We start from the raw sequence: 20,252 nt of genomic DNA, 5'->3' as shown, positions 1-20,252 counted from the left end.
ATGACATCAATCAGAAGTTAATAGATATGAAATCAAAAATACATAGCTGAAAATGAGGTAGACCATGGGGAAGAAATTTTTTAGCGTACTGATTATTATGATCCTAATTGCCTTTGTAAGTGGATGTACAAGTCACAAAACCTTTGACGAATTCAGTATCGGGATGACCCTGAAGGAGGGTAAAGACAAACTTGCCCAGTATCCATTTGTCATCCGAGATAATCTGGACATTACAACGATGGAAATTGATAACTATATGAAATTATACGAAAAAGATGTCGTGCTGAGAGTGAACTTTACCAACAGCATTGCTTTTGATCAACAAACGGATGAGAAGCAGCTAGATGATTTTAGATTACTTTTATATAACTATTCAGTAGAAAATGTCGATGAGGCTTATGCTAAGAAAGTACTAGATGGGTTAGTTCAGGAATATGGGGAGCCCAAGAGAAATGATTTCCTGAGCATGGAAAATGATGATAAAGTCTACAAAGATGTGTATTGGGATTTAGAGGATTATGAGCTGATGATGAATTACGAGTATCCGAAGGATGGGAAGAACTACGTGTATATCAGATTTGTTATTAATGATAATGGGAGGCAGAAGTATAAGAAATATATAAGAGAGGGATAACTCTATATTCGTGCTGTAGGTATTTTCTTTTTAAAATCATATTGGTTGGGAGCGAATGAAATGAATCCTATCCAAAACCGAATTGGAACCGTATTCATCCCTGTAAGTAACATTGAAAGAGCTCGAGATTGGTATTGCGACATTTTAAATTTACCTAGGAATGGAGAAATCTTATATGGACATTTATATGTAATTCCAATGGAAGGAACAAGCATTGTGTTGGATAGTAAAATTTATGCAGAAGACCACGTATTCAAGGCTCCGGCGTTTCATTTTAATACAGAGGACATTGAGGAAGCGTTTAATTATATGAGATCCAAGAACGTCAATCTCACCACGCCAATAGAGCATAATCACTGGTTTAATTTCAAAGATCCTGATGGAAATCAGTTGATGGTATGTAAATGTTGAGCCCTATATAGGGCTTTTTTTTGATTAAACTCTGGATATTAGAAATCCCGTTAACATTCAGGTATAAGGCTATCGGGCTGCGCATGCCGTAATGTATAATAATGGAAGATGCTGGGGTCTATAAGTGAAAGTGAGGTGCTGTTTTGTCACACGTTAGGATACGGTGTACAGCTTTGATTATTGATAATGACTCCATTTTATTAGTTGAATATGATGAACGGGGCGTTCATTACAATTTGCCAGGAGGCGGTTTAGAACCTGGAGAGACCGTGGTGGAGGGAGTAAAACGAGAGGTTCTAGAAGAAACCGGTGCTGAAATTGAAGTAGGCCCACTGGCATTAGTATATGAAATGGCACCTCATAAACAGTCAGGGGATTATAACGATAATCCAGAGCATGGGTTACATCTTATTTTTGAATGCAAACTAACTAGCAGCTCTCTTCCCCAGCTTCCCCCACACCCAGATCCCCATCAAACTACAATAAAGTGGATTCCTATTAACGAACTCGATAGAGTGATTCTAATTCCAAACATCAATGAGCAGATTATAGACTATGTTCAAAACAGAAGGAATATTGAAGTCATTGAAGATCATCAACTGGAGAGATTAAAACTCAGTTAAGTAAGACTCTCGACCCTTAATGGAAAATAACGAGAGAATTTGGTGGCAACTCTAGGCTTTAAGTGTGAAACTAGACGAGTAGTGTCTCTAAGTGGTTGGGTCTTTTTGTGAATTCACCAAGAAGCTCCGGGCAATGCGGAAGCCCTTGATGTAAGGAGGATTTGGAAATGGCCGATTTTGACTTGAATGAGTTAATCTCTCAATCAGATGTTACACATCCATTGGTGGTAATGATGTGTGGTGTGGCGGGGGCAGGTAAAACAACATTTGCTCAGAAGTTAGAAGAGAAAGGCTTTGTACGTCTCTCCATTGACGAGGAAATATGGGCTACCCATGGTCGATATGGCATTGACTATCCAATTGAAAAGTATGAACAGCTTAAAATAGAAGCTGAAATAAAGCTGCGTGATGAGCTAACTATTTTGTTGGAGAAAAAGACCAATGTGGTTATCGATTTTAGCTTTTGGCAGCAGAAGAGAAGGAATGAATATAAGAAGCATATTGAAGCTGCTGGTGGAGAGTGGCGGCTTGTATATTTGAAAGTCCATCCGAATGTTCTGCGTGAACGGCTTCGGATACGCAGTCAAAGATTTGATGCAAACGCTGCATTTACCATAACAGAGGAGATTTTAAACTCATTCTTAAATGGGTTTGAAGAGCCTTCTGGTGAAGGGGAATTTGTTATTGAGACTAAATCCGACACTTATTAAGAGCTCAAAATATGCAGTTTAATACAGAAGGGATGATAGGGCAATGAAACGAGTCGATGTAGTTTACTCATTAATAACGGATTCATCCAATTCTAAAGTTCTAGCGGTTAAGAACATCGGACGTTCGAGCTGGTCCTTACCTGGCGGTGCTGTAGAACCAAATGAATCGCTAGATCAAGCGGTTATTCGAGAGGCGAAAGAAGAAACAGGACTTGATATTAGTGTCTATGGTATTGTGGCAGTCAATGAGTGTAGATTTGAGAAGATCAATGAACATGTAACTTTTATTACATTTAGGGCTGAGATTATTGGCGGGGAAGAAGAAATATTAAGGCCAGACGAAATATCTGAAATTGCCTGGATCGATATAGAACAGGCGGATGATTTAATGTCCTATTATAAGGACGGCTTTAGAAGCTTAATTAATGGTAAGGAAATTACATACTTTAATGAAGGTAACAAATAGTCTTACAAGCCATAAACTTAATGTCACTATGGACTTGAGTCCCAGGAAACAAAGGGGTGTTAAAATTGCTTATTTTCTTAACGGTTGTAGTTGGTATTGGATTAGCAGGGATCATCGGAAATCAATATTCCGGGCTGCAGAGAATGGATGACATTCAAAGATCATTAGATGACATCAATCAGAAGCTAAGAGATATGAAATCAAAGAATTACAGGTGATTTATGAAAATAAAATATAGTATAGAGTGCTGGATAGTAACTAATAATTATGTTCTGCTACTTGAAGTTAAAAAAGGAAAACGGAACCCTAATTTTTTGCAACCCGTTACTGGAGGAATAGTGGCGGGCGAGAGCAGTATTTTGGCTGCTTGCAGAGAAATTAATGAAGAAACTGGGTTAAAGTTACAACCAAATCAGTTAGAACTCATAATAAAGGATTACGAAGTATACATACCAGAAGAAGAATTGAAAATTATGAAGGATGCCTTTCTTCTAAGATTAAAAAGACAATTTGAGGTATGTATTTCAGATGAGCATGTAGGATATTGGTGGGTACATCGTACTGAGGTAAAGAAACAATTATATTACGAGAGTAACAAAGAGACTTTTACATTAATTGAAAAGCACTTATAGGTAAATCAGGCTGGGGGATAGTATCTTGAAAGGAGGTAACTTTAGGTGCACAAAAAGTATCGTGTCTTCTTCCCTATAACATTTACACTCTTTATATTAATTAGTGGATACGTCGTCTTAGATAAATTCTTGGTTCTTGATCGAACGGATAGAACGTTAGGAATATATGACTTTGCTTCATCAATACCAGACATCGAGTTACTGGTTGAGGGATCAGGGGGACAGGAAATTGAAGGAGGGCTAGTCTCAACTCAACTAAAAATACTAAAGATAGATAAGAAGCTTACCAGCCTTAATTTCTCTATTGGGGCCGAAATTAAGGGATACGAGTATTTTGATGTTCATACGAATAGAGAGGTAAGTTGGATTCCATTGTTCCCCGGAAGAAGTATTTATAGTATGGGGACAAGTTACAAGAAAATTAGAGAAGGCGAAGAAAGGCAAGTTTATCTAAATTATGATGAGCATACAGGTAGACTGTGGTTAATGCCGAAGGAGCTCATCAAATAGTGTGTAGGCCTCATTTATGCAATCACACTCTATCTATGAGAGGTGTAAAAGCGTGAAGTCAGTTAAAGTTATGATTCTCGGTATCGCCATCATTTTGGTCAGTCTAATTATTCAAGGGGAACCTGGCATTAGATTTTATGGTAATGAAGTTTTTATAGGATTATTCGGATTTATTCTAGTTTGTACTGGATTATTTATGGAAGATAAGCACTAGGATGGTGAACGATGAATGGACATTTCTGACTGGCCTTCAGACGAAGAAATAAAGCTGCACACCCAACGAACAAGGAACCGAATTATAGTCATCATTCTTCTTTCGTTTGCTTTAATAGCTGGAGGAGTAGGATATTTGGTGTATGAGCTTGAAAAAGGGTTGGCTTCAGGAATGTGCGGAAATCAGGTGATTTCAAGAGAGGCTCAGCCAGACGGGAACAAGGAATTCGTTGTCTTCAAGAGAGATTGCGGGGCTACAACGGGATATAGTTATCAACTATCTCTGATCCAAAAGGGAGAGCCGATAGACAATTCAGCAGGAAATGTCTATGTATCCGATCAGGAGATTAAGGCCGTATGGATGGATAGTGAAACGATCCATGTCATTGGGGTTCTATCAACGAATTTCAAAATGGTAACCGAATACAAGGGGATTAAGGTTGAATATAGTTCACCTTGAGGATTTTGCTATTCACTAGGGAGGGCTTATGAAGTTCATTATTATATTCGGGCCGCAGGCCGTCGGTAAGATGACCGTAGGGCATGAATTGGAGAGAATAACGGGGCTGAAGCTCTTTCACAATCATATGACGATTGAACTGGTCACTCCATTCTTTGATTATGGTACAAAAGCGGGGGCACGACTGGTCAGCTTGTTCCGCCGGGAAATATTTGAGGAAATGGCCAAGAGTGATCAAGCCGGGATGATCTTCACGTATGTATGGGCATTTGATCAGCAGGCGGACTGGGATTATGTCGAGGAGATTAGTCAGTTATTTGAATCCAGAGGCGGTACCGTGTACTTGGTTGAGCTGGAAGCCGACCTGGAGGAGAGACTTGTTCGTAACAAAAGCCCACACCGATTGATGCATAAGCCTACTAAGCGGAATTTTGAACGATCTGAAGAGGATCTCAAAGGAACGGCTGAGAGATATAGACTTAATTCCCGTGAAGGAGAGCTCCGCCACAAGGAGAATTACATCAGAATCAACAACACGAGGATTAGCCCTGCGGAAGCGGCTCAGATGATCAAAGACAAATTCGAGTTGTAGTTAAGAAGATTGCAGCAGCAAGAGAGGTGTACATATGATCGTAGTAAAGACGTCCTTAGAAATTAATGCTCCTATTGAGTTATGCTTTGACTTCGCCAGAGACATCCAGCTTCATACAGCTACAGTCTGGAGACATACCAAGGAACGTGCTGTGGATGGAGCTTGCACCGGCCGAATTAACAGGGGTGAGACGGTTACTTTTGAAGCGACCCATTTTCTTATCAGACAAAGGCTTACATCCCAAATTACTGAATTCGAGCGGCCTTATATCTTCGTCGATCAGATGGTGAGCGGAGCCTTTAAGAGCATGAAGCACACCCATGAATTTGAGGATCGTAATGGTGTGACGCTAATGACGGACACGCTTCAGTTCGAGGCCCCATTTGGATTTATAGGCTGGCTCGTGGAGCGGCTGGTTCTGCGTTATTATATGAAGCGATTTATTGAGCATAGAAATAATGAGCTTAAGAAGATAGCGGAAGGGAGACAGGCGTATGGATAGGGATCAATTACTTGATTGCTCTCAGAGAGGATTATGGACTAGACAAGATTAACTAGAATTCATAAAAACGACCTAAATTCACATCAGACTGTGATAATAGAGGGACGAATGCTTAGGAGTGCACCTCTATAATTATGGAAACTGATTAGGAAAGAAGGTTATTGTATGAATAACAGAAATAAACAGCGATCATGGTCGTTAGTCTTTCTTCAATTGTTTCTGGCGGTGGGAGCGTTGTATGGCGGAGCGTCGCTCGTTATTGATCCAAGTGGTACGCTTATGGGAATGCCCCTCTCCATGATAGAGGGGTCTCCCTTTCCGAATTATCTGATCCCAGGTGTAATATTGTTTTGTGTATTGGGGATTATTCCCGCTGTCATCTCTTCAGGCTTAATTAGACAATGGGACTGGAAACTAGCCGAGAAACTCAACCTTTTCCATGATAAGCACTGGTCGTGGTCTTTTTCGTTGTACTCAGGTTTCGCACTAATCATATGGATTATCATTCAGGTCTATATCATAAATGCATTTGCAGCCGTACATTTCATCTACATGATGCTTGGACTAGTCATGCAGGCAGTTACCTTGTTACCGAAGGTACAAGAGAAGTACAGAGTGTAGGATCATAAGCTAAATAATCAAGAGATTCTTAATCAATTTGCGAGGATCGCAGGCACGAAGGATAAGAAGGTTGGAGATTGAAGATTCAGGCATTCATTATTTCGCGGAGGAACCTAAGGGAAACATGATAAAGAGTTATATGTATTTACAAATAGTCAGGGAGAATTGCTGCTTGCACAGGAGGAAACGGCCCTTCTATGAAGAAAATAGTGAATGAAACAAATAAGATTTACGATGAATTAATTGCACATCTTAAGGTAACCACTGAGGAGCTGAATTAGAAAGATGAAGCCGTGCTTTAACCATGAAACGAGCGAATATGAGAAGACTTGCCCACTATGCAGCAAGGACTATTGTGAGTACTGCCTGCTGTTGGTAGGTAGAAGACAAACCCTGATCTGCACAAATTGCTACAGCTATATTATCCGGAAAATCAAGAACTCCACAAAGCGAAGATACATATTGATCTTAGGTGGAATAATCATCCTGGCCCCCACTCTTATGCAGGCTCCAGACTTCCTGTCCAGCGGTAATTCTGATGCAGCTCTATTTTTTATATTTAACCTGGTGATTATCTTAACTATAGCTTTGAATATCGTACGGCTGGTTCAATATAGGAGCTGGAATATTATTGAGAAGTATTCTAGAACCCTGAAAGGCTTAAAATAACCCAGGGAAGGCACATGAGTTCACCAAGGGAATCGGGTATAATCTTACCAACTAGATTACGCATTACTATCGGAGGTGGGTCCATGAATCGAATCGCAATCATATCCGACATTCACGGCAATGTTCCAGCCCTTCAGGCTGTTCTTAAAGATATAGGGCGGCGCGGCGTCAGCTCGATCTACTGCCTGGGGGATCTAATTGGGAAAGGCCCGAGCGGGGATGTAGCCGTTGACTTGGTTAAGGCGAATTGTGAACGGGTGGTTCGGGGGAACTGGGATGACTTTATTGGAAAAGAGACCACGAATGGCGCACTCAAGTGGCACCAGGAGCGGCTGGGACCGGAAGGACTGGAGTATTTGGGCGCGCTCCCCTTTTCCATCGAATTCCTGATGAGCGGCAGATACGTTCGCCTGTTTCACGCCTCCCCAAGAAGTCTGTACGAACGCATTCAGCCATGGGATAGCCACGAAAGCCGTCTCTCCCTGTGTGAAGGTTCTGAGCTGTGCAGGGACCCGCGGCCCGCTGATGTGATCGGATACGGAGATATTCATAATGCCTATCTTCAGCACCTGGATGGGAAGACGCTGTTCAATACCGGAAGCGTCGGGAATCCGCTCGATCTGACCAGCGCCTCCTATGTGATTCTGGAAGGAGAGTACGGCAGCCGGGAGACAGCCGATATGAATATTCAATTTGTGAGAGTAACCTATGATATCGAGGCAGCCATTCAAGAGGCTGTGGATGCGGAAATGCCAATGCTGAATGAATATATTCAGGAGCTCAGAACAGCGAAATACAGGGGGATTACAACTTGATAGAGCACGTGAGAAATACGATCAAATTTTTGATCGTATTTTTCGTATTCTTTTTGGACCCTAAGCGATTACAAATATTTACTCCGATGCTAAAATAAATTAACTAGAGAGATCAAAGAGGGTTACCGCAAATATATGATTCGGCTAAGTTAAGCGTGCAATCTACCCTATGTGTATTGGAGGGATAACCGTGAATAATCCGAGACCAGTAGGCCAAACGGCTGCAGCAGGTTTTCAAGTTGGAGTTAGAAGAACCTTTCCCATCCCTGTCCTTGAGGCATGGAAGCTGATTACGTCCCCTAAGGGTTTGAGTATTTGGCTGGGCGAGGGAGGACCCATAGATGTAGAGGTAGGCCAGCTGTTTCAGACGGAGGAAGGGATCTCGGGGGAGTTCCGTGTTGTGAACGAACTGGAGAACCTAAGGCTGTCATGGACCGCAGAGCATTGGGCAAAGTCTTCGACCCTTCAGATCCGTACTATACCTGCGGGTGACCATAAGACTACAATCAGCTTCCACCAGGAGAAGTTATCCGGCCCGGATGTCCGTGAAGCGATGAAGAGGCGGTGGGAGGATGTGCTCGGCAGGCTGCAAGGGATCTGTGAGGAGGCATAGCTTATGGAGTATGCATGGCTGGGAAGTAACCAACCTGGGTTAGATGAGGTCAGGGTTACGTGCCACAGCAATATCATTGTGGGCAGATATGGCGGGAATGTAAGCAGCGGGGCTAATAAGAACGAGGATGGGCTACTGCTCATTCAGAGTCCGAATCATCTTTGGAGCTTTGCAGTTCTTCTTGATGCCCATCACACGGCTGAAAGTGCTGAGTTAGTTATTGAGACACTAAATAATCATAAGGAAAGTCTCGTTAATTTACTGGATAGCGAAGATGTGTTTACGGGGTTAGAACCCTATTTCGTGGACCTTTTTACAAGTAAAGACTTTAGAGGAGCTTGCCGAGAGACAACGGGTGAAGCGTCCTGCCTAATTGTTTTTCAGAAAAATCAATATATTTGGTGGTTCTCTGTTGGGGACTGCATGGCCTTGTTACTTCATCCTGAACTGGCGAGATTAGGTCAGTATGGCCTGAACCAGAGACAATTCTATGAATGGATTGGACAGGTGAACACCTTTGAATTGCCTGTTCCAGGTTATACTGTCGGTAGGAGGCAGTTAAGACCGGGTAGTAATTATATTGTATTAATGACAGATGGAGTTCTGGATTCTGCGGACAAGTTCTACCAAGACCCAGTTAATTTATATGCTTCTCTAGTAAATAGCAGGGAGTTGGAGGAGAATGTGAATTCAGTTTTTGAACATCTACATGAGCATAAGACTAAGGATAGCGCTACTATGATCTGCTGGATTTATCATAATAAAGCCGAAGGATTGATTCCGTCGGATCAACCCAAATCGCTGGATTAACAATAGGAGAGCCGCCAATGACTACCGAACTGCTCGATATTTTTGATAAAGATATGAACCACCTGGGAACTGCCAGCCGGCAGGAAGCCCATGCACAAGGGCTGTGGCATCAGACCTTTCACTGCTGGATTCTGAACCCATCGGCCGAGCGAGGGCCGAGCCTTCTCCTGCAGCTGCGCCACAGGAATAAGGATACGTTCCCCGGCATGTTCGACACCTCGTGCGCCGGGCATATTATGGCCGGGGAGACCATACAGGATGGGGTGCGCGAGCTGGAGGAGGAACTCGGGCTGTCTGCCGATATCAGCGAGCTTATTTATTGCGGCAGGGTGGCTGAGGAATATGTCCTTTCCGAACAGCTCATTGACCGGGAGTTTAATCATATTTTCGTATATGAATGTGATAAGCCGGTAGAGGAGTATGATTTTCAGCTGAGTGAAATTTCGGGCTTGTTCATGGTGGGTCTTCAGGACTTTGAGCAGCTTCTGAATGGTGTCCGTAAGTCCATATCGGCCGTAGGGGTCCTCCACGATGAACTCGAGGAAATGACGAACCCAGCTGCACGCGAGATTAGCAGGGAAGATATTGCTCTGAATTCGCTGGAGTATTTCGAATTGCTTTTTAATACGATTCATGAACGAATTCTTAGTGAATAGAGGACCGCAGACTTTAAGGGGAAAAAGGTGAAACCATGGGAATCTCCAAGCTGACAGAGGAACAAACCTATGAATATGATGTGAACGTCAAATTCTATAACCAGACACGGGTTATCGTGGACACCGAGATAACTCCCGTATACTGCATGGCGTGCAGCAATCAGACGGGCGGACTGTACCACTACGATGGTTCACGGTATGGGCAGGTCGGGACGGTGATCTGTGATGTCTGCCATTCCGAAATATTTTGTACGGATGACGATAATTATAAATACCAAATTCACCTGAGTACCAAGGAATATTACAATAGACTTCTATATACGGATGAAGAGTTTGATAACAAGTATCGTAAAATAACACTCGAATTCTCCAAGCTGTATCTGTTAAATGAGTCTGTGTTTGAGGCTCTAGCCCAAAAAGGATTCGATCTCTCTGAACTCGGGGCTTACACACAGTTAAGCTCGATCAACCAATTGATCCGGGGACAGTACGGCCGTCCGATTCCAGAACTTAATCTGTACCTCGATCCTAAGATCAGACGGGTACCTCCCGTTGTTCTGGAGTGGTATCAGATCCTGAACGAGCTGGAGATCGCTGAGTTTAGCGTTCTGAGTACATAACCGAAGGAGTAGCGGCATGGATCAGTGGAGACTAGCACCTTATGAGCCTCAGTGGCTGGGATTGTTTGTTAATTTGGGAACCGGGCTTAGAGCCTCCTTGGGAAGTACCGCCCTACGAATAGATCATGTCGGATCTACATCCGTGGTAGGCTTGGACGCGAAGCCGATCATAGATATTCAAATCTCGGTGGGGAATTTTGACGACGAAGCAGGTTATAAGTCTGCTATAGAAAGCTTAGGCTTTGAGCTTCGTAAGGAGAATCCGGATAAAACTAAGAGGTACTTCCGAGAATTGCCTGGTCATAGAAGGACACATATCCATGTAAGACAAGCAGGTAGTTTCTCGGAGCAGATAACCTTGCTTTTCCGGGATTATTTAAGAGTGCACCTAGAGGATGGCGCCAGGTACGTCCAGGAGAAGCATCGTCTGATGGGATTGTACAAGAATGATAGATCCAAGTATGTGGAAGGAAAGGGCCCTATCGTCTGGGATATTCTAGGGAAAGCTCATCTATGGTCGCAGGAGGTCGGCTGGAGACCCGGCAGATCGGATGCATGAACAAAGGTGGAAGATGAATTGCAGTGGGGACAAAGACTTGTGAATAGAAAATGCCTAATAGATTTATTAATCCGCAGGCCGGTCTAAGAAAGGAGCCGCTTATGAAGCTAATGCCTGAATATGCGCAGGTCCTTATCGTTGGTGTTGTCTTTCGAGGGACTTGGAGCTGGTATATTACGGAGAGAGAATACTGGTTCCTCAATACGGAGATGGAGGACCGTTTCGGCATCGGAATACTGGATGAGACTACGGCGGAAGTCTTTTTAGACCGAATCGATGAGCTTAAGGTATCTACAAGTGAGCTGGCGCAAAAGCTGGACGATCTGAAGGATGTGCTCAAAAGCTATGACGAAGTGCTGGAGTTTATCCCTGCGCTTTATGTCAACTTTGATGAGAAAGTGCTCTACTCCCTGTTCCCGGAGCCGATTTCATTTGAGCATTATGTTCCTGACGGTTGGACGGGGCTGTACAAGGACTTCCTTGATGATGTACCTAAGCCGGAGCAGTACTGGATGGCCGGGGGACAGCATTTCTTCAACCAAGTGTGGGACAAGCTTAAGTAAAGACAGTAACTAGGAGGGATTGTAATCAAACTGCTGTTCATCTGCAGCCGGAACAAATGGAGAAGTTTGACGGCGGAGAAGGTTTTTGAGCAATACAGCATGTACCAGGTGAGATCGGCAGGTACTGAAGAGAACGCGAGGATTAAGGTGACCGCAGGACATATCGGGTGGGCCGATCTTATTTTTGTAATGGAGACCAAGCACACGCGTAGACTCAAAGAGAAGTTCGGCCCAAGCCTCACCGGCAAAAAGGTCATTCGGCTGGACATCCCGGACGATTATCCCTTTATGGATGAGGAATTGATCGAAATTCTGAAAGCAAGGGTCTCGGAGTATATTGAAGTCCCGGATTGAGGCTCCCTTGCTTAGAAAGAGCTATTTGGTATACCAGCAGATTAGTACTACCAACAGATAGGAAGCAGCGCCGACAATTCTAATTGGGTGCGTCCATTTGTACTCATGGAGCGGCGACACCCGGTTAGCAATCTCGCCAAATAGAAAAGTTCCAATTATAAATATCAGGGCTTTAACTAAAAAATGATCCCACATTCGGGTTAACTCTGAAATGTTCTGGAAGAAAAGAAACCAGAGATAACCCAGAAACCCATTAAGCACAATGGACCACATAAAATCTTTTGGCTTCACTTCATCACCGCCTGTAGTTTGCTGTAATTCTTAGTATATGAACACCCGAAATTGGAGTTTCGTTATGATTTTTTAGATAGAGAATCTGGCTGTCTACAAAAATTACCTCATTCAATCCCCGTATTGTATAATACTGGAAGGTAACTGCGTTCCACGAGCGAGTATGCACCCCGCCTACATAGATGTTCTAATCAAAGCCGAGCTTCCTTATAAATGAACAGAATAATACCATCTAACCGGAAGGAGAAGTGCATGAAGATTGTCCCGAGAAATAAACGCGCCACGTCTTACCTGGAATTAGTAATGGGCATGGTTTTCTTGATTCTAGCATTTCTTTTTAGAGACAATTTTGCGCTCGCGCTGGTATGTAGTGTGGCCTTTTCCGTGATGCTTCTGAGGGTGATTGATCTAAAAAAGCACGTTATTATCCGAAGAGCGCTGATAGCTTGCTCCGTGCTGTTGTTGGTTTCCTTTGTGATTGTAGAGTCCTTTGTGCTGTCAGGCTTCCGAACCGATGATAGCGCAGTACCCGATGTCAATTATGTTGTGATTCTCGGATCCGGCCTCAAGGGAACACAGCTGTCGTTAACCTTGAAGCAGCGGCTGGATGCAAGCCTGCCCTATGTGAATCAGCATCCCAAGATCCCGATTGTCGTATCTGGAGGCCAAGGGCCGGGTGAGGCGATTACTGAGGCGGTAGCGATGAAGAAGTATCTTATTAGCCGGGGGATCGCGGAGGACCGAATCAAGCTTGAGAATAAGTCAACGAGTACGAAGGAGAATTTGATTTTCTCCAAAACCCTGATGCAAACCAGTAGGAACAGCCAACCGGCAATCATGATCGTCACAAGTGACTACCATATGTTCAGGGCGAAATATATAGCGGGAACCTTGGGCTATGAAGCCTATGGCGTATCTGCAGAATCTCCCTTGTATCTTAAGCCTATCAATATGATTAGAGAGTATCTGGCGGTTATTAAGGCCTTGTTGTAGGGTAGGGGCTAGAATAACTTTGTATTTATAACCCCGCCAAGCGGGAAGAGGAAGAAAGGGGAGGAGCTATAGTGGCCAAAGTAATTCCGGGAAGGTATGCTGCTGATATCGAGGGACCGTTCGTTGTTTTTGTAATTGGAATGCGAATCAATCGGCTCTGGGCTGTTCATAAATGGTGGCCTGTAGCCGCTGCCATGGGGCCCATGCTGAAGGAGCTTTACCAGAATCCTGAGATCGGGTTCATTAGCTCTGAGTCCTTCCTGAGTTCAAAGGGCGTCACTGTTCTTCAATATTGGAAAAGCTACGAGCAGCTGGAGAAATACGCCCGCGGGGGAATTCACCTTAAGGCATGGAGAAAGTTCAATCAATCCGTGGGTACGGACGGAACCGTAGGAATCTACCATGAGACCTACAAGATCGAGCCTGGGCAGTATGAATGCATCTACGGGAACATGCCCGTATTTGGCCTGGCCAAAGCGGGAAGGCATGTGCCCGCTACGGGCAGAATGGAGACATCCAGACGAAGGATGGGAGGGGAGAGCGATCCGGCTGTGCCAACGCCGGGCAATCCCTCATAGCATATAGGACAGGAGTCTGGTTAAAGATGAATAGGCCCCCGCTAGTCCTTGATGTCGCAGGAGTCCTGACAACGAATCTTTCACCTTACTATTGGGATGAACTTGGGAATATATGCGGACTGCCTCCTAGCTACATCAAGCAGCAATTCAGGAGTGAGATTCGAGAGCGGCTCTGGACTGGACAGATTACGGAACAGGAATATTATCTCTGGTTGAAACAAAAATTTCTTAATAGTACGGCTAATCTTCTCTGTGACCGTAGTCTTCTCCTAAAGCATCTTAGGATGCTCCCGGCAGCCTCGTACTTTGAGATTTGGAGCCGGCAAGCAGATATTCATCTCTTAAGTAATCACCGGACGGAGTGGTTAGACGAGCTGTTACGCCCATATAATTGCTATTTAACAAGCATGACGATATCCAATTCAGTTGGTATTTGCAAGCCGGATCTGGCTATTTATGAGCATGTACAACGTCATCTAGATAACGAATCGATAGTTTTTTATGTGGATGATCAGGATAGAAATTTGCTGCCAGCGAGAGAATTAGGCTGGCATACATTCAGAGCAGATCCAGAAGGACAATGGATAGACAAGCTTAGGGATACCTTGAGCAATTGGTAATACCGTTAACTGTTGGCCAAAGCAGAGAGTGATATTTGGGCGGGGCAAGCCTAGTTAAGGACTGGCCTACAGCTCAGGAATGGATGTCGAGTACGAGCAGGCGCAATTACTGAACACAAGGAGCGTGAATCCATGAAACCGAGTATCGAAATTGTGGAACTCTATACTTTGGAGCCGGCAGTCTTAGCTCAGTTGTCGGAGTTGTTGGTGCGCGTCGTGGAGGGAGGCGCCTCCATTGGCTTCCTGCCGCCGCTTGAAATAGAGGAAGCGAATATATACTGGGAGCAGGTGATCGATCCGGGCGTAAAACTGTGGGTTGCGCTTCAGGATAACCAGATTATCGGTACCGTACAGCTCCATTTAGCCGGGAAAAAGAACGCCTCTCACCGAGCCGAAGTCGCCAAACTCATGGTTCACCCAGACAGCCGGAGAAGCGGCGTGGCACGCCTGCTCATGAATACCTTGGAGGAAGCCGCCCGGCATGAGGGAAGGTCTCTGCTGGTGCTGGACACCAGAGAGGGAGATCCTTCTAATGACTTGTACAAGTCATTAGGCTATATCGAAGCGGGCCGTATTCCAGAATTTGCACAGTCGGCTGGAGGCACCTTGGACGCTACGGTCTTTTATTACAAAAAGATATAGATGAAGGAAATGAAGCATATTTGATAGCATGGGAACAGCCATTGATCAAATGGGATAACCAAATGAGCTGCATCTAGCAGCTCATTTTTTATTTTGGCTCTATCTTACATAGAAGGAGAAGTGGCATAGTCATAGAAGTATATACAGCATATCTATAATAATCTATTGAGGGAGGCACTCTCAGATGACTAAAGTAAAAGCACTGTACAGAACAATATGTCTAGTAGTCCTTGTGTTTGTATTAACAGTCCAGCCGTTATCTGCCGCAGCCAGCAAGACCATCAAGGTTAAGATTACGCTTCTAAGTGTGGAACTGGTAGAAAACAACCATGTCGGCAATGAATGGTATACGGAGAGTTTTATCAACGGGAAGCGAATTGAAGAAGGAGAATCTGTTACGCTTAATTTGAAATCGACGGGCAGCGTAACGCTAAAAGCAGCAGTAGAGGAACAAGATAGTATTCCTGACGAGGGAAGCAGCAGTTCCGCCGTTAAGGTATCCTCAATCAGCAAAAGTATAACCAAGTCATTGAATGTCGTGGTTGAAGAGAACCGGGGTAGATATTCTGGGAATACAGCAGAGTGGAAGTTCGTATATCAAATTCAGAAGCTATAAATAAGCCATCTAAGTATCCTAATTGACCCGTGCTGCAGCATGCTGCTGAGCGGGTCATTTGTGTATTGAATATTAGAATAGGGTTGAAGTAAGCAGAAGCGGTTCCTGTTCCATTTTACACCGTCATGACATAGGTCGCATCCAGGGTCATCTTGTGTTATTATACAATTTGTTTGGTACAATATAGGAAGTGAAGCTTTCGCGAGAAGTGTAACTGGAGAACCCGTTTTGGTTAGGGGCTTTATATGGCGGCTAAACACTATTCTGACGGAAAGAAGGTATATACGATGGAATTGTGGTTTACTGAGAAACAGACTCCGGCGTTCGGCATTACAGCGAAGATCCGGGAAACGTTTGTAACGGAGAAGACGGACTTTCAAGATTTGGCGATGATTGACACTGAGGAATTTGGACGCATGCTCGTCCTGGACGGCATGGTCATGACTACGATCAAAGATGAATTCGTCTATCATGAAATGGTCGCGCATCCGGCGCTGTTCACCCATCCTAATCCAAAGCACGTGCTCGTTGTGGGCGGTGGAGATGGCGGGGTTATCCGTGAAGTTCTCAAGCACCCTGGTGTAGAGAAAGCGGTACTCGTTGAGATCGACGGCAAGGTTATCGAATATTCGAAGCAATACCTGCCTGAAATCGCTGGTGAGCTGGACAACCCTCGTGTAGAGGTTCTAGTGAATGATGGATATATGCATATTATCGAAAATAAAAATAAATACGATGTCATCATGGTGGATTCCACGGAACCTGTGGGCCCTGCGGCTCCGCTGTTCGAGCGCGGCTTCTACCAAGGCATCCATGAAGCCCTGAAGGACGACGGGATCTTCGTCGCTCAGACGGACAACCCTTGGTTCAAGGCTGACCTGATTCAGAAGGTCAACAAAGACGTTAAGGAAATCTTCCCGATCGTTCGTGTGTACGGGGCGAACATTCCTACTTACCCAAGCGGTCTGTGGACCTTCACCATGGGAAGCAAAACTCATGATCCGCTGCAAGTGGATGAGACTCAAATTCCTGAGATCGATACGAAATACTACACACCGCGCCTGCACAAAGCGGCGTTCGTGCTTCCTAAATTCGTTGAAGATCTGGTGAAATAGGAGGCTGCTCATATGAAATTGGATCAAGCCTATTCAGGCAACGTATTCATCTGCAGCTCCGACAATTATGAAGAGTCCAAAGCGGTCATCTACGGGATGCCGATGGATTTCACGGTCAGCTACCGTCCGGGTTCCCGGTTCGGTCCTGCCCGTATCCGCCAAGCTTCAGTAGGGCTTGAAGAATACAGCCCATACCTGGATAAAAGCATCGTGGATATGACCTACTTCGACGCAGGCGATCTGCTGCTGCCATTCGGCAACGCAGCCCGCAGCCTTGAGGTTATTGGGGAATATGTACGCGGCCTGTTGGATGACGGCAAATTCCCAATCGGTCTTGGCGGCGAGCATCTCGTCTCCTGGCCGATCTTCCAGGAAATGTACGCCAAGTATCCGGATCTGGCACTCATTCATATCGATGCGCATGCAGACCTGCGCGAGAACTATGAAGGTGAGCCTCTGTCTCACTCTACTCCTGTCCGTAAAGCAGCTGAACTTATGGGCGGGAAGAATATCTACCAATTCGGGATCCGTTCTGGCTCCAAGGAAGAATTCCTGTATGCGCGCGAGAACATCAACTTCTATCCGTTTGAAGTTGCCACTCCGCTCAAACAGGCCCTGCCGAAGATTGGCCGTCGTCCTGTCTATGTTACCATTGATATTGACGTGCTCGATCCTTCTGCCGCACCGGGTACCGGTACTGCGGAAGCTGGCGGGATTACATCCAAAGAGCTGCTTGAAGCTGTGCATTTGATTGCAGGCTCTGATGTGAACGTGGTGGGCTGCGACCTCGTGGAGGTTGCACCGATCTACGATCCAACCGAACAGACTCAAATTGTCGCTGCCAAGCTGATTCGTGAAATGCTGCTTGGTTTTGTGAAATAGCTTTATAAGAAAATAACACCCTGCTCATAGGCCGGTAAGGCTTATGAACAGGGTGTTTTTCTATGCTTGCTGTCGAAGATATTTGAATATTGGGTACTTAACCCTAAATTCATAAATAGCATAGATAAATAGAATTAGTCGAAAATAGTCCTTTTGTCTTAAATTATTAGTAAAATCTTGTTGACATGGGTCTAAATTCCTTGTACTTTGGTGATATATGTAATTTTAGGTTGTTATCAGGAAGGAAGAGGATAATAATGGAGGCGCAATTCGTAGGTAATCAGGAGAGGGCTGCATACACGTCCCAGTCCCTAGACGTAATGAGTGTAAAGCAATGGGTGGGAACCATGCTTTTACTCGCCATTCCCGTTGTTAACGTAATTTTGCTGTTTGTTTGGGCTTTTGGTGGAGGTAATATCAGCCCTAATAAGAAGAATTACTCGAGGGCAGCATTGTTGATAGCTCTCATCGGAATTGGTATTTATGTTGTCTTGTTCTTAATCGTTGGCGCTATTGTTGCTTCAATTTTACCCAGATACTAAGTATCAGTGCATATTTAGGCTACGAGTCCACAGCCAAATGGCGACGTTAATCTAACGTCGCCATTTTTTGTTTCGTATTCCGTTACAGAACCGGTCCAGTAGAGTCCGTTTAGAAATCAAAGCTCAGCTGCTCGGCCCTCAGCTGAATTTCCTCCTGCTTCACTCGTACCGAGGGACTTGGGGTTCTTCTAATCGAGCCCAAAGTGGAGTCTGAACCGGGGGGAGTGATCGAATCGGACCCGGGAATCCTGCCTTTCAGTGATACCGGACCCGAGGCTTCTCCTTCCCCAGGAATTGCCGACAGTCCGTGTTTGCGTAGCAGTGCCGCCGACATGCCCTTAAACATGTCGATATACTGACGCTCCGCATAAGGCCCCTGCCCGTATAACTCAGCGTAATCTTCGACAAGCGCCGGATAGTGGGTGCGAAGCGTCCCCATATACCAAGCCTTAACATCCTTTGACAGACGCAGCAGGGAGACCATGGCGAATGCAGCACCGTGTCCCTTGGCCGCGGAGAGCAAGGCATCCATGCTTTCCTCGGAATCGGTCAGAAGTGGCAGAATCGGAGCTGCGAAGATTCCAACGTGGACACCGCTCTCGGCGAGTTTCTGCACAGTCTCCAGCCTCATCTGGGGATGCGGCGAGGCGGGCTCAATACGGCGGATTAGCCCGGCATCCAGTGAATTAATGCTGATATTGACGGAAATATCCTTCATCTGAGTCAGAATATCCAGATCCCTAGTGATAAGCGGAGAGCGGGTAGTGATGCTGGTGCTTATCCGGTACTTGGCCAGCAGCTTCAGACATTCGCGGGTTAGCTGGGCCTTCGCCTCAATCGGCTGATAGGGATCAGTGGCTGTTCCGATTGTAACCTGACCGATATGCCGGCGCATCGCTTCGATATCATACCCGAACTTCCCCGCCAGCCGGGACAGCTGCCCTTCCAGGGCATCGGGTGCATTTTGCTTCAGTAGAATATGGTGCTGGAACTCATCCTCAGCGCCTCGGCCAATGAAGGACTGAAAAGCCCGGGCGTAGCAGAAGCTGCACCCATGAGCGCAGCCCCGGTAGGGATTGATCGACCAGTCGAAGGGCATTCGCTCTTCTTTTACCCGGTTAAGTGTCTGCTTGGTATCAATATGCTCATATATGGTTTCAGGCATGGTACGATACCCTCCCTCTTGGTTAGAAAGTTAAGTTGTAATGAGTCGGTCAAAGAGAGATCACGATATAATCAATTAGTAAATCCCATATAAATTACATTATACCAAACATATGTTCCTGTTCAAAGTTTTTTTATTTTCCGCCGTCCCCGCTTTTTTGACTTGAGAGGTTATCCTAACCGTTTTATTACGGTAAAAGCATATAAAATCCAAGTGTCCCATTGAACTGTGCTGACGAACTGGCTATAGTATATGGAATGAACAATGGTTGAGCTGGAGGAGATGAAGTCTTCGTTTCCTTAGCTGAGGCCATATAGTACAATAGATAGAACAGATTGGAGCCATGATCATGCCGGACCACACACCCGCGTTCATTACATTGACAAGCCTGCAGGATGGGACTGAGACGGTTCAGAGCTACCGGGGCCAGGTATTCAGCGCAGGCGGCGCGATCTATCTTAAATACGAAGAACGAGGCCAGGGACCGACAGGCGGCGAAGAAGTCACTCGGGCTACCGTCAAAATAACCCCCGGCGAGCTCAAGCTCATTCGGCACGGGACGGTTGAGTCATCACAGACCTTTCAGGCGGGACGCCGGCTTCCGGGATATTACCGGGCGGCATACACATCTTTTAACTTGTCTACGGAGACTCACAGTCTCACCCTGGATCTGGATGGATTATCAGGGACCGCCAAGTGGAAATATGATTTATATGTCTTTGATGAATTAGCTGGACAGTTCGACATCAGTTTACATATACAGGAGGAAGCTTGA

30 protein-coding genes are annotated in these 20,252 nt (G+C 45.1%); 28 read left to right on the top strand and 2 right to left on the bottom strand.

What is annotated here, in order from left to right; translation table 11 throughout:
- Nucleotides 1-64: 64 nt before the first annotated feature.
- The 20 genes from EJP77_RS18625 (at nt 65) to EJP77_RS18535 (ending at nt 12,033) form a co-directional block, all read left to right on the top strand.
- Nucleotides 65-634, top strand: a complete 570-nt coding sequence (locus tag EJP77_RS18625; protein ID WP_127200771.1) for a hypothetical protein — start codon at nt 65-67, stop codon at nt 632-634.
- A gap of 60 nt (nt 635-694) precedes the next feature.
- On the top strand, nt 695-1,045 hold the full coding sequence (locus EJP77_RS18620) for a VOC family protein (RefSeq protein ID WP_127200770.1): 351 nt from the start codon (nt 695-697) through the stop codon (nt 1,043-1,045).
- Between the two features lie 173 nt (nt 1,046-1,218).
- Nucleotides 1,219-1,668, top strand: coding sequence for an NUDIX domain-containing protein (locus EJP77_RS18615; RefSeq protein WP_246021941.1), 450 nt, complete (start codon nt 1,219-1,221; stop codon nt 1,666-1,668).
- A gap of 167 nt (nt 1,669-1,835) precedes the next feature.
- Nucleotides 1,836-2,378 (top strand): P-loop nucleotide/nucleoside kinase family protein, encoded by a 543-nt coding sequence (locus EJP77_RS18610; RefSeq protein WP_127200768.1) that lies wholly within the window; start codon nt 1,836-1,838, stop codon nt 2,376-2,378.
- A gap of 43 nt (nt 2,379-2,421) precedes the next feature.
- Nucleotides 2,422-2,844 carry an NUDIX hydrolase gene (locus EJP77_RS18605; RefSeq protein WP_127200767.1) on the top strand — a complete coding sequence of 141 codons (423 nt, stop codon included), beginning with the start codon at nt 2,422-2,424 and terminating at the stop codon, nt 2,842-2,844.
- Nucleotides 2,845-3,065: 221 nt separating this feature from the next.
- Nucleotides 3,066-3,476 carry an NUDIX domain-containing protein gene (locus tag EJP77_RS18600; protein ID WP_127200766.1) on the top strand — a complete coding sequence of 137 codons (411 nt, stop codon included), beginning with the start codon at nt 3,066-3,068 and terminating at the stop codon, nt 3,474-3,476.
- 45 nt (nt 3,477-3,521) lie between these two features.
- Nucleotides 3,522-3,986: a hypothetical protein gene (locus EJP77_RS18595; protein ID WP_127200765.1), complete on the top strand. Its 465-nt coding sequence runs from the start codon at nt 3,522-3,524 to the stop codon at nt 3,984-3,986.
- A gap of 52 nt (nt 3,987-4,038) precedes the next feature.
- Nucleotides 4,039-4,200: a hypothetical protein gene (locus tag EJP77_RS20735; RefSeq protein ID WP_185897398.1), complete on the top strand. Its 162-nt coding sequence runs from the start codon at nt 4,039-4,041 to the stop codon at nt 4,198-4,200.
- 15 nt (nt 4,201-4,215) lie between these two features.
- Nucleotides 4,216-4,659, top strand: a complete 444-nt coding sequence (locus EJP77_RS18590; protein ID WP_127200764.1) for a hypothetical protein — start codon at nt 4,216-4,218, stop codon at nt 4,657-4,659.
- 28 nt (nt 4,660-4,687) lie between these two features.
- Nucleotides 4,688-5,251: an AAA family ATPase gene (locus EJP77_RS18585; protein ID WP_127200763.1), complete on the top strand. Its 564-nt coding sequence runs from the start codon at nt 4,688-4,690 to the stop codon at nt 5,249-5,251.
- A 34-nt stretch (nt 5,252-5,285) separates the two neighbouring features.
- The gene (locus tag EJP77_RS18580; protein ID WP_127200762.1) at nt 5,286-5,753 is read left to right on the top strand and encodes an SRPBCC family protein; all 468 of its coding nucleotides are present in this window, start codon (nt 5,286-5,288) and stop codon (nt 5,751-5,753) included.
- Between the two features lie 165 nt (nt 5,754-5,918).
- The gene (locus tag EJP77_RS18575) at nt 5,919-6,374 is read left to right on the top strand and encodes a hypothetical protein (protein ID WP_127200761.1); all 456 of its coding nucleotides are present in this window, start codon (nt 5,919-5,921) and stop codon (nt 6,372-6,374) included.
- Nucleotides 6,375-7,126: 752 nt separating this feature from the next.
- The gene (locus tag EJP77_RS18570) at nt 7,127-7,858 is read left to right on the top strand and encodes a metallophosphoesterase family protein (RefSeq protein WP_127200760.1); all 732 of its coding nucleotides are present in this window, start codon (nt 7,127-7,129) and stop codon (nt 7,856-7,858) included.
- 190 nt (nt 7,859-8,048) lie between these two features.
- Nucleotides 8,049-8,471, top strand: coding sequence for an SRPBCC family protein (locus tag EJP77_RS18565; RefSeq protein WP_246021940.1), 423 nt, complete (start codon nt 8,049-8,051; stop codon nt 8,469-8,471).
- A 3-nt stretch (nt 8,472-8,474) separates the two neighbouring features.
- The gene (locus EJP77_RS18560) at nt 8,475-9,281 is read left to right on the top strand and encodes a PP2C family serine/threonine-protein phosphatase (protein WP_127200758.1); all 807 of its coding nucleotides are present in this window, start codon (nt 8,475-8,477) and stop codon (nt 9,279-9,281) included.
- Between the two features lie 17 nt (nt 9,282-9,298).
- Nucleotides 9,299-9,937: an NUDIX hydrolase gene (locus tag EJP77_RS18555; RefSeq protein ID WP_127200757.1), complete on the top strand. Its 639-nt coding sequence runs from the start codon at nt 9,299-9,301 to the stop codon at nt 9,935-9,937.
- Between the two features lie 35 nt (nt 9,938-9,972).
- The gene (locus tag EJP77_RS18550; protein ID WP_127200756.1) at nt 9,973-10,557 is read left to right on the top strand and encodes a hypothetical protein; all 585 of its coding nucleotides are present in this window, start codon (nt 9,973-9,975) and stop codon (nt 10,555-10,557) included.
- A 16-nt stretch (nt 10,558-10,573) separates the two neighbouring features.
- Nucleotides 10,574-11,116, top strand: a complete 543-nt coding sequence (locus tag EJP77_RS18545; RefSeq protein ID WP_127200755.1) for a GrpB family protein — start codon at nt 10,574-10,576, stop codon at nt 11,114-11,116.
- 101 nt (nt 11,117-11,217) lie between these two features.
- A complete protein-coding gene (locus EJP77_RS18540) occupies nt 11,218-11,679 on the top strand; it encodes a hypothetical protein (RefSeq protein ID WP_127200754.1) in 462 nt (153 codons plus the stop codon).
- Nucleotides 11,680-11,703: 24 nt separating this feature from the next.
- Nucleotides 11,704-12,033, top strand: coding sequence for a low molecular weight protein tyrosine phosphatase family protein (locus EJP77_RS18535; protein WP_127200753.1), 330 nt, complete (start codon nt 11,704-11,706; stop codon nt 12,031-12,033).
- Between the two features lie 21 nt (nt 12,034-12,054).
- On the opposite strand, the gene EJP77_RS18530 is transcribed toward EJP77_RS18535, so the two are convergent.
- Nucleotides 12,055-12,324 carry a hypothetical protein gene (locus EJP77_RS18530; protein WP_127200752.1) on the bottom strand — a complete coding sequence of 90 codons (270 nt, stop codon included), beginning with the start codon at nt 12,322-12,324 and terminating at the stop codon, nt 12,055-12,057.
- A gap of 252 nt (nt 12,325-12,576) precedes the next feature.
- Here EJP77_RS18530 and EJP77_RS18525 point away from each other — a divergent pair, with 252 nt between their 5' ends.
- From EJP77_RS18525 to EJP77_RS18490, 7 genes are all read left to right on the top strand, one after another.
- Entirely contained in the window at nt 12,577-13,317 is a 741-nt protein-coding gene (locus EJP77_RS18525) for a YdcF family protein (protein ID WP_127200751.1), read from the top strand.
- Between the two features lie 71 nt (nt 13,318-13,388).
- On the top strand, nt 13,389-13,895 hold the full coding sequence (locus tag EJP77_RS18520) for a DUF4188 domain-containing protein (RefSeq protein ID WP_127200750.1): 507 nt from the start codon (nt 13,389-13,391) through the stop codon (nt 13,893-13,895).
- 752 nt (nt 13,896-14,647) lie between these two features.
- Nucleotides 14,648-15,157, top strand: coding sequence for a GNAT family N-acetyltransferase (locus EJP77_RS18510; protein ID WP_127200748.1), 510 nt, complete (start codon nt 14,648-14,650; stop codon nt 15,155-15,157).
- A gap of 184 nt (nt 15,158-15,341) precedes the next feature.
- Nucleotides 15,342-15,773 carry a hypothetical protein gene (locus EJP77_RS18505; RefSeq protein WP_127200747.1) on the top strand — a complete coding sequence of 144 codons (432 nt, stop codon included), beginning with the start codon at nt 15,342-15,344 and terminating at the stop codon, nt 15,771-15,773.
- Nucleotides 15,774-16,060: 287 nt separating this feature from the next.
- Entirely contained in the window at nt 16,061-16,888 is an 828-nt protein-coding gene (speE, locus tag EJP77_RS18500; RefSeq protein WP_127200746.1) for a polyamine aminopropyltransferase, read from the top strand.
- Nucleotides 16,889-16,900: 12 nt separating this feature from the next.
- Nucleotides 16,901-17,770 carry an agmatinase gene (speB, locus tag EJP77_RS18495; protein WP_127200745.1) on the top strand — a complete coding sequence of 290 codons (870 nt, stop codon included), beginning with the start codon at nt 16,901-16,903 and terminating at the stop codon, nt 17,768-17,770.
- Between the two features lie 257 nt (nt 17,771-18,027).
- Nucleotides 18,028-18,312 carry a hypothetical protein gene (locus tag EJP77_RS18490; RefSeq protein WP_127200744.1) on the top strand — a complete coding sequence of 95 codons (285 nt, stop codon included), beginning with the start codon at nt 18,028-18,030 and terminating at the stop codon, nt 18,310-18,312.
- A 109-nt stretch (nt 18,313-18,421) separates the two neighbouring features.
- Here EJP77_RS18490 and EJP77_RS18485 read toward each other — a convergent pair whose 3' ends face one another.
- Nucleotides 18,422-19,477: an SPL family radical SAM protein gene (locus EJP77_RS18485; protein ID WP_127200743.1), complete on the bottom strand. Its 1,056-nt coding sequence runs from the start codon at nt 19,475-19,477 to the stop codon at nt 18,422-18,424.
- A 349-nt stretch (nt 19,478-19,826) separates the two neighbouring features.
- Between EJP77_RS18485 and EJP77_RS18480 the strand changes: the two genes are divergently transcribed.
- Complete coding sequence (locus EJP77_RS18480) at nt 19,827-20,252, top strand: YwiB family protein (protein WP_127200742.1); 426 nt, start codon at nt 19,827-19,829, stop codon at nt 20,250-20,252.

The organism is Paenibacillus zeisoli, from assembly GCF_003994465.1.
GTDB lineage: Bacteria > Bacillota > Bacilli > Paenibacillales > Paenibacillaceae > Fontibacillus > Fontibacillus zeisoli.
The sequence above is the reverse complement of the archived record's forward strand: the minus strand, read 5'-3'. Positions and strand labels throughout refer to the sequence as shown.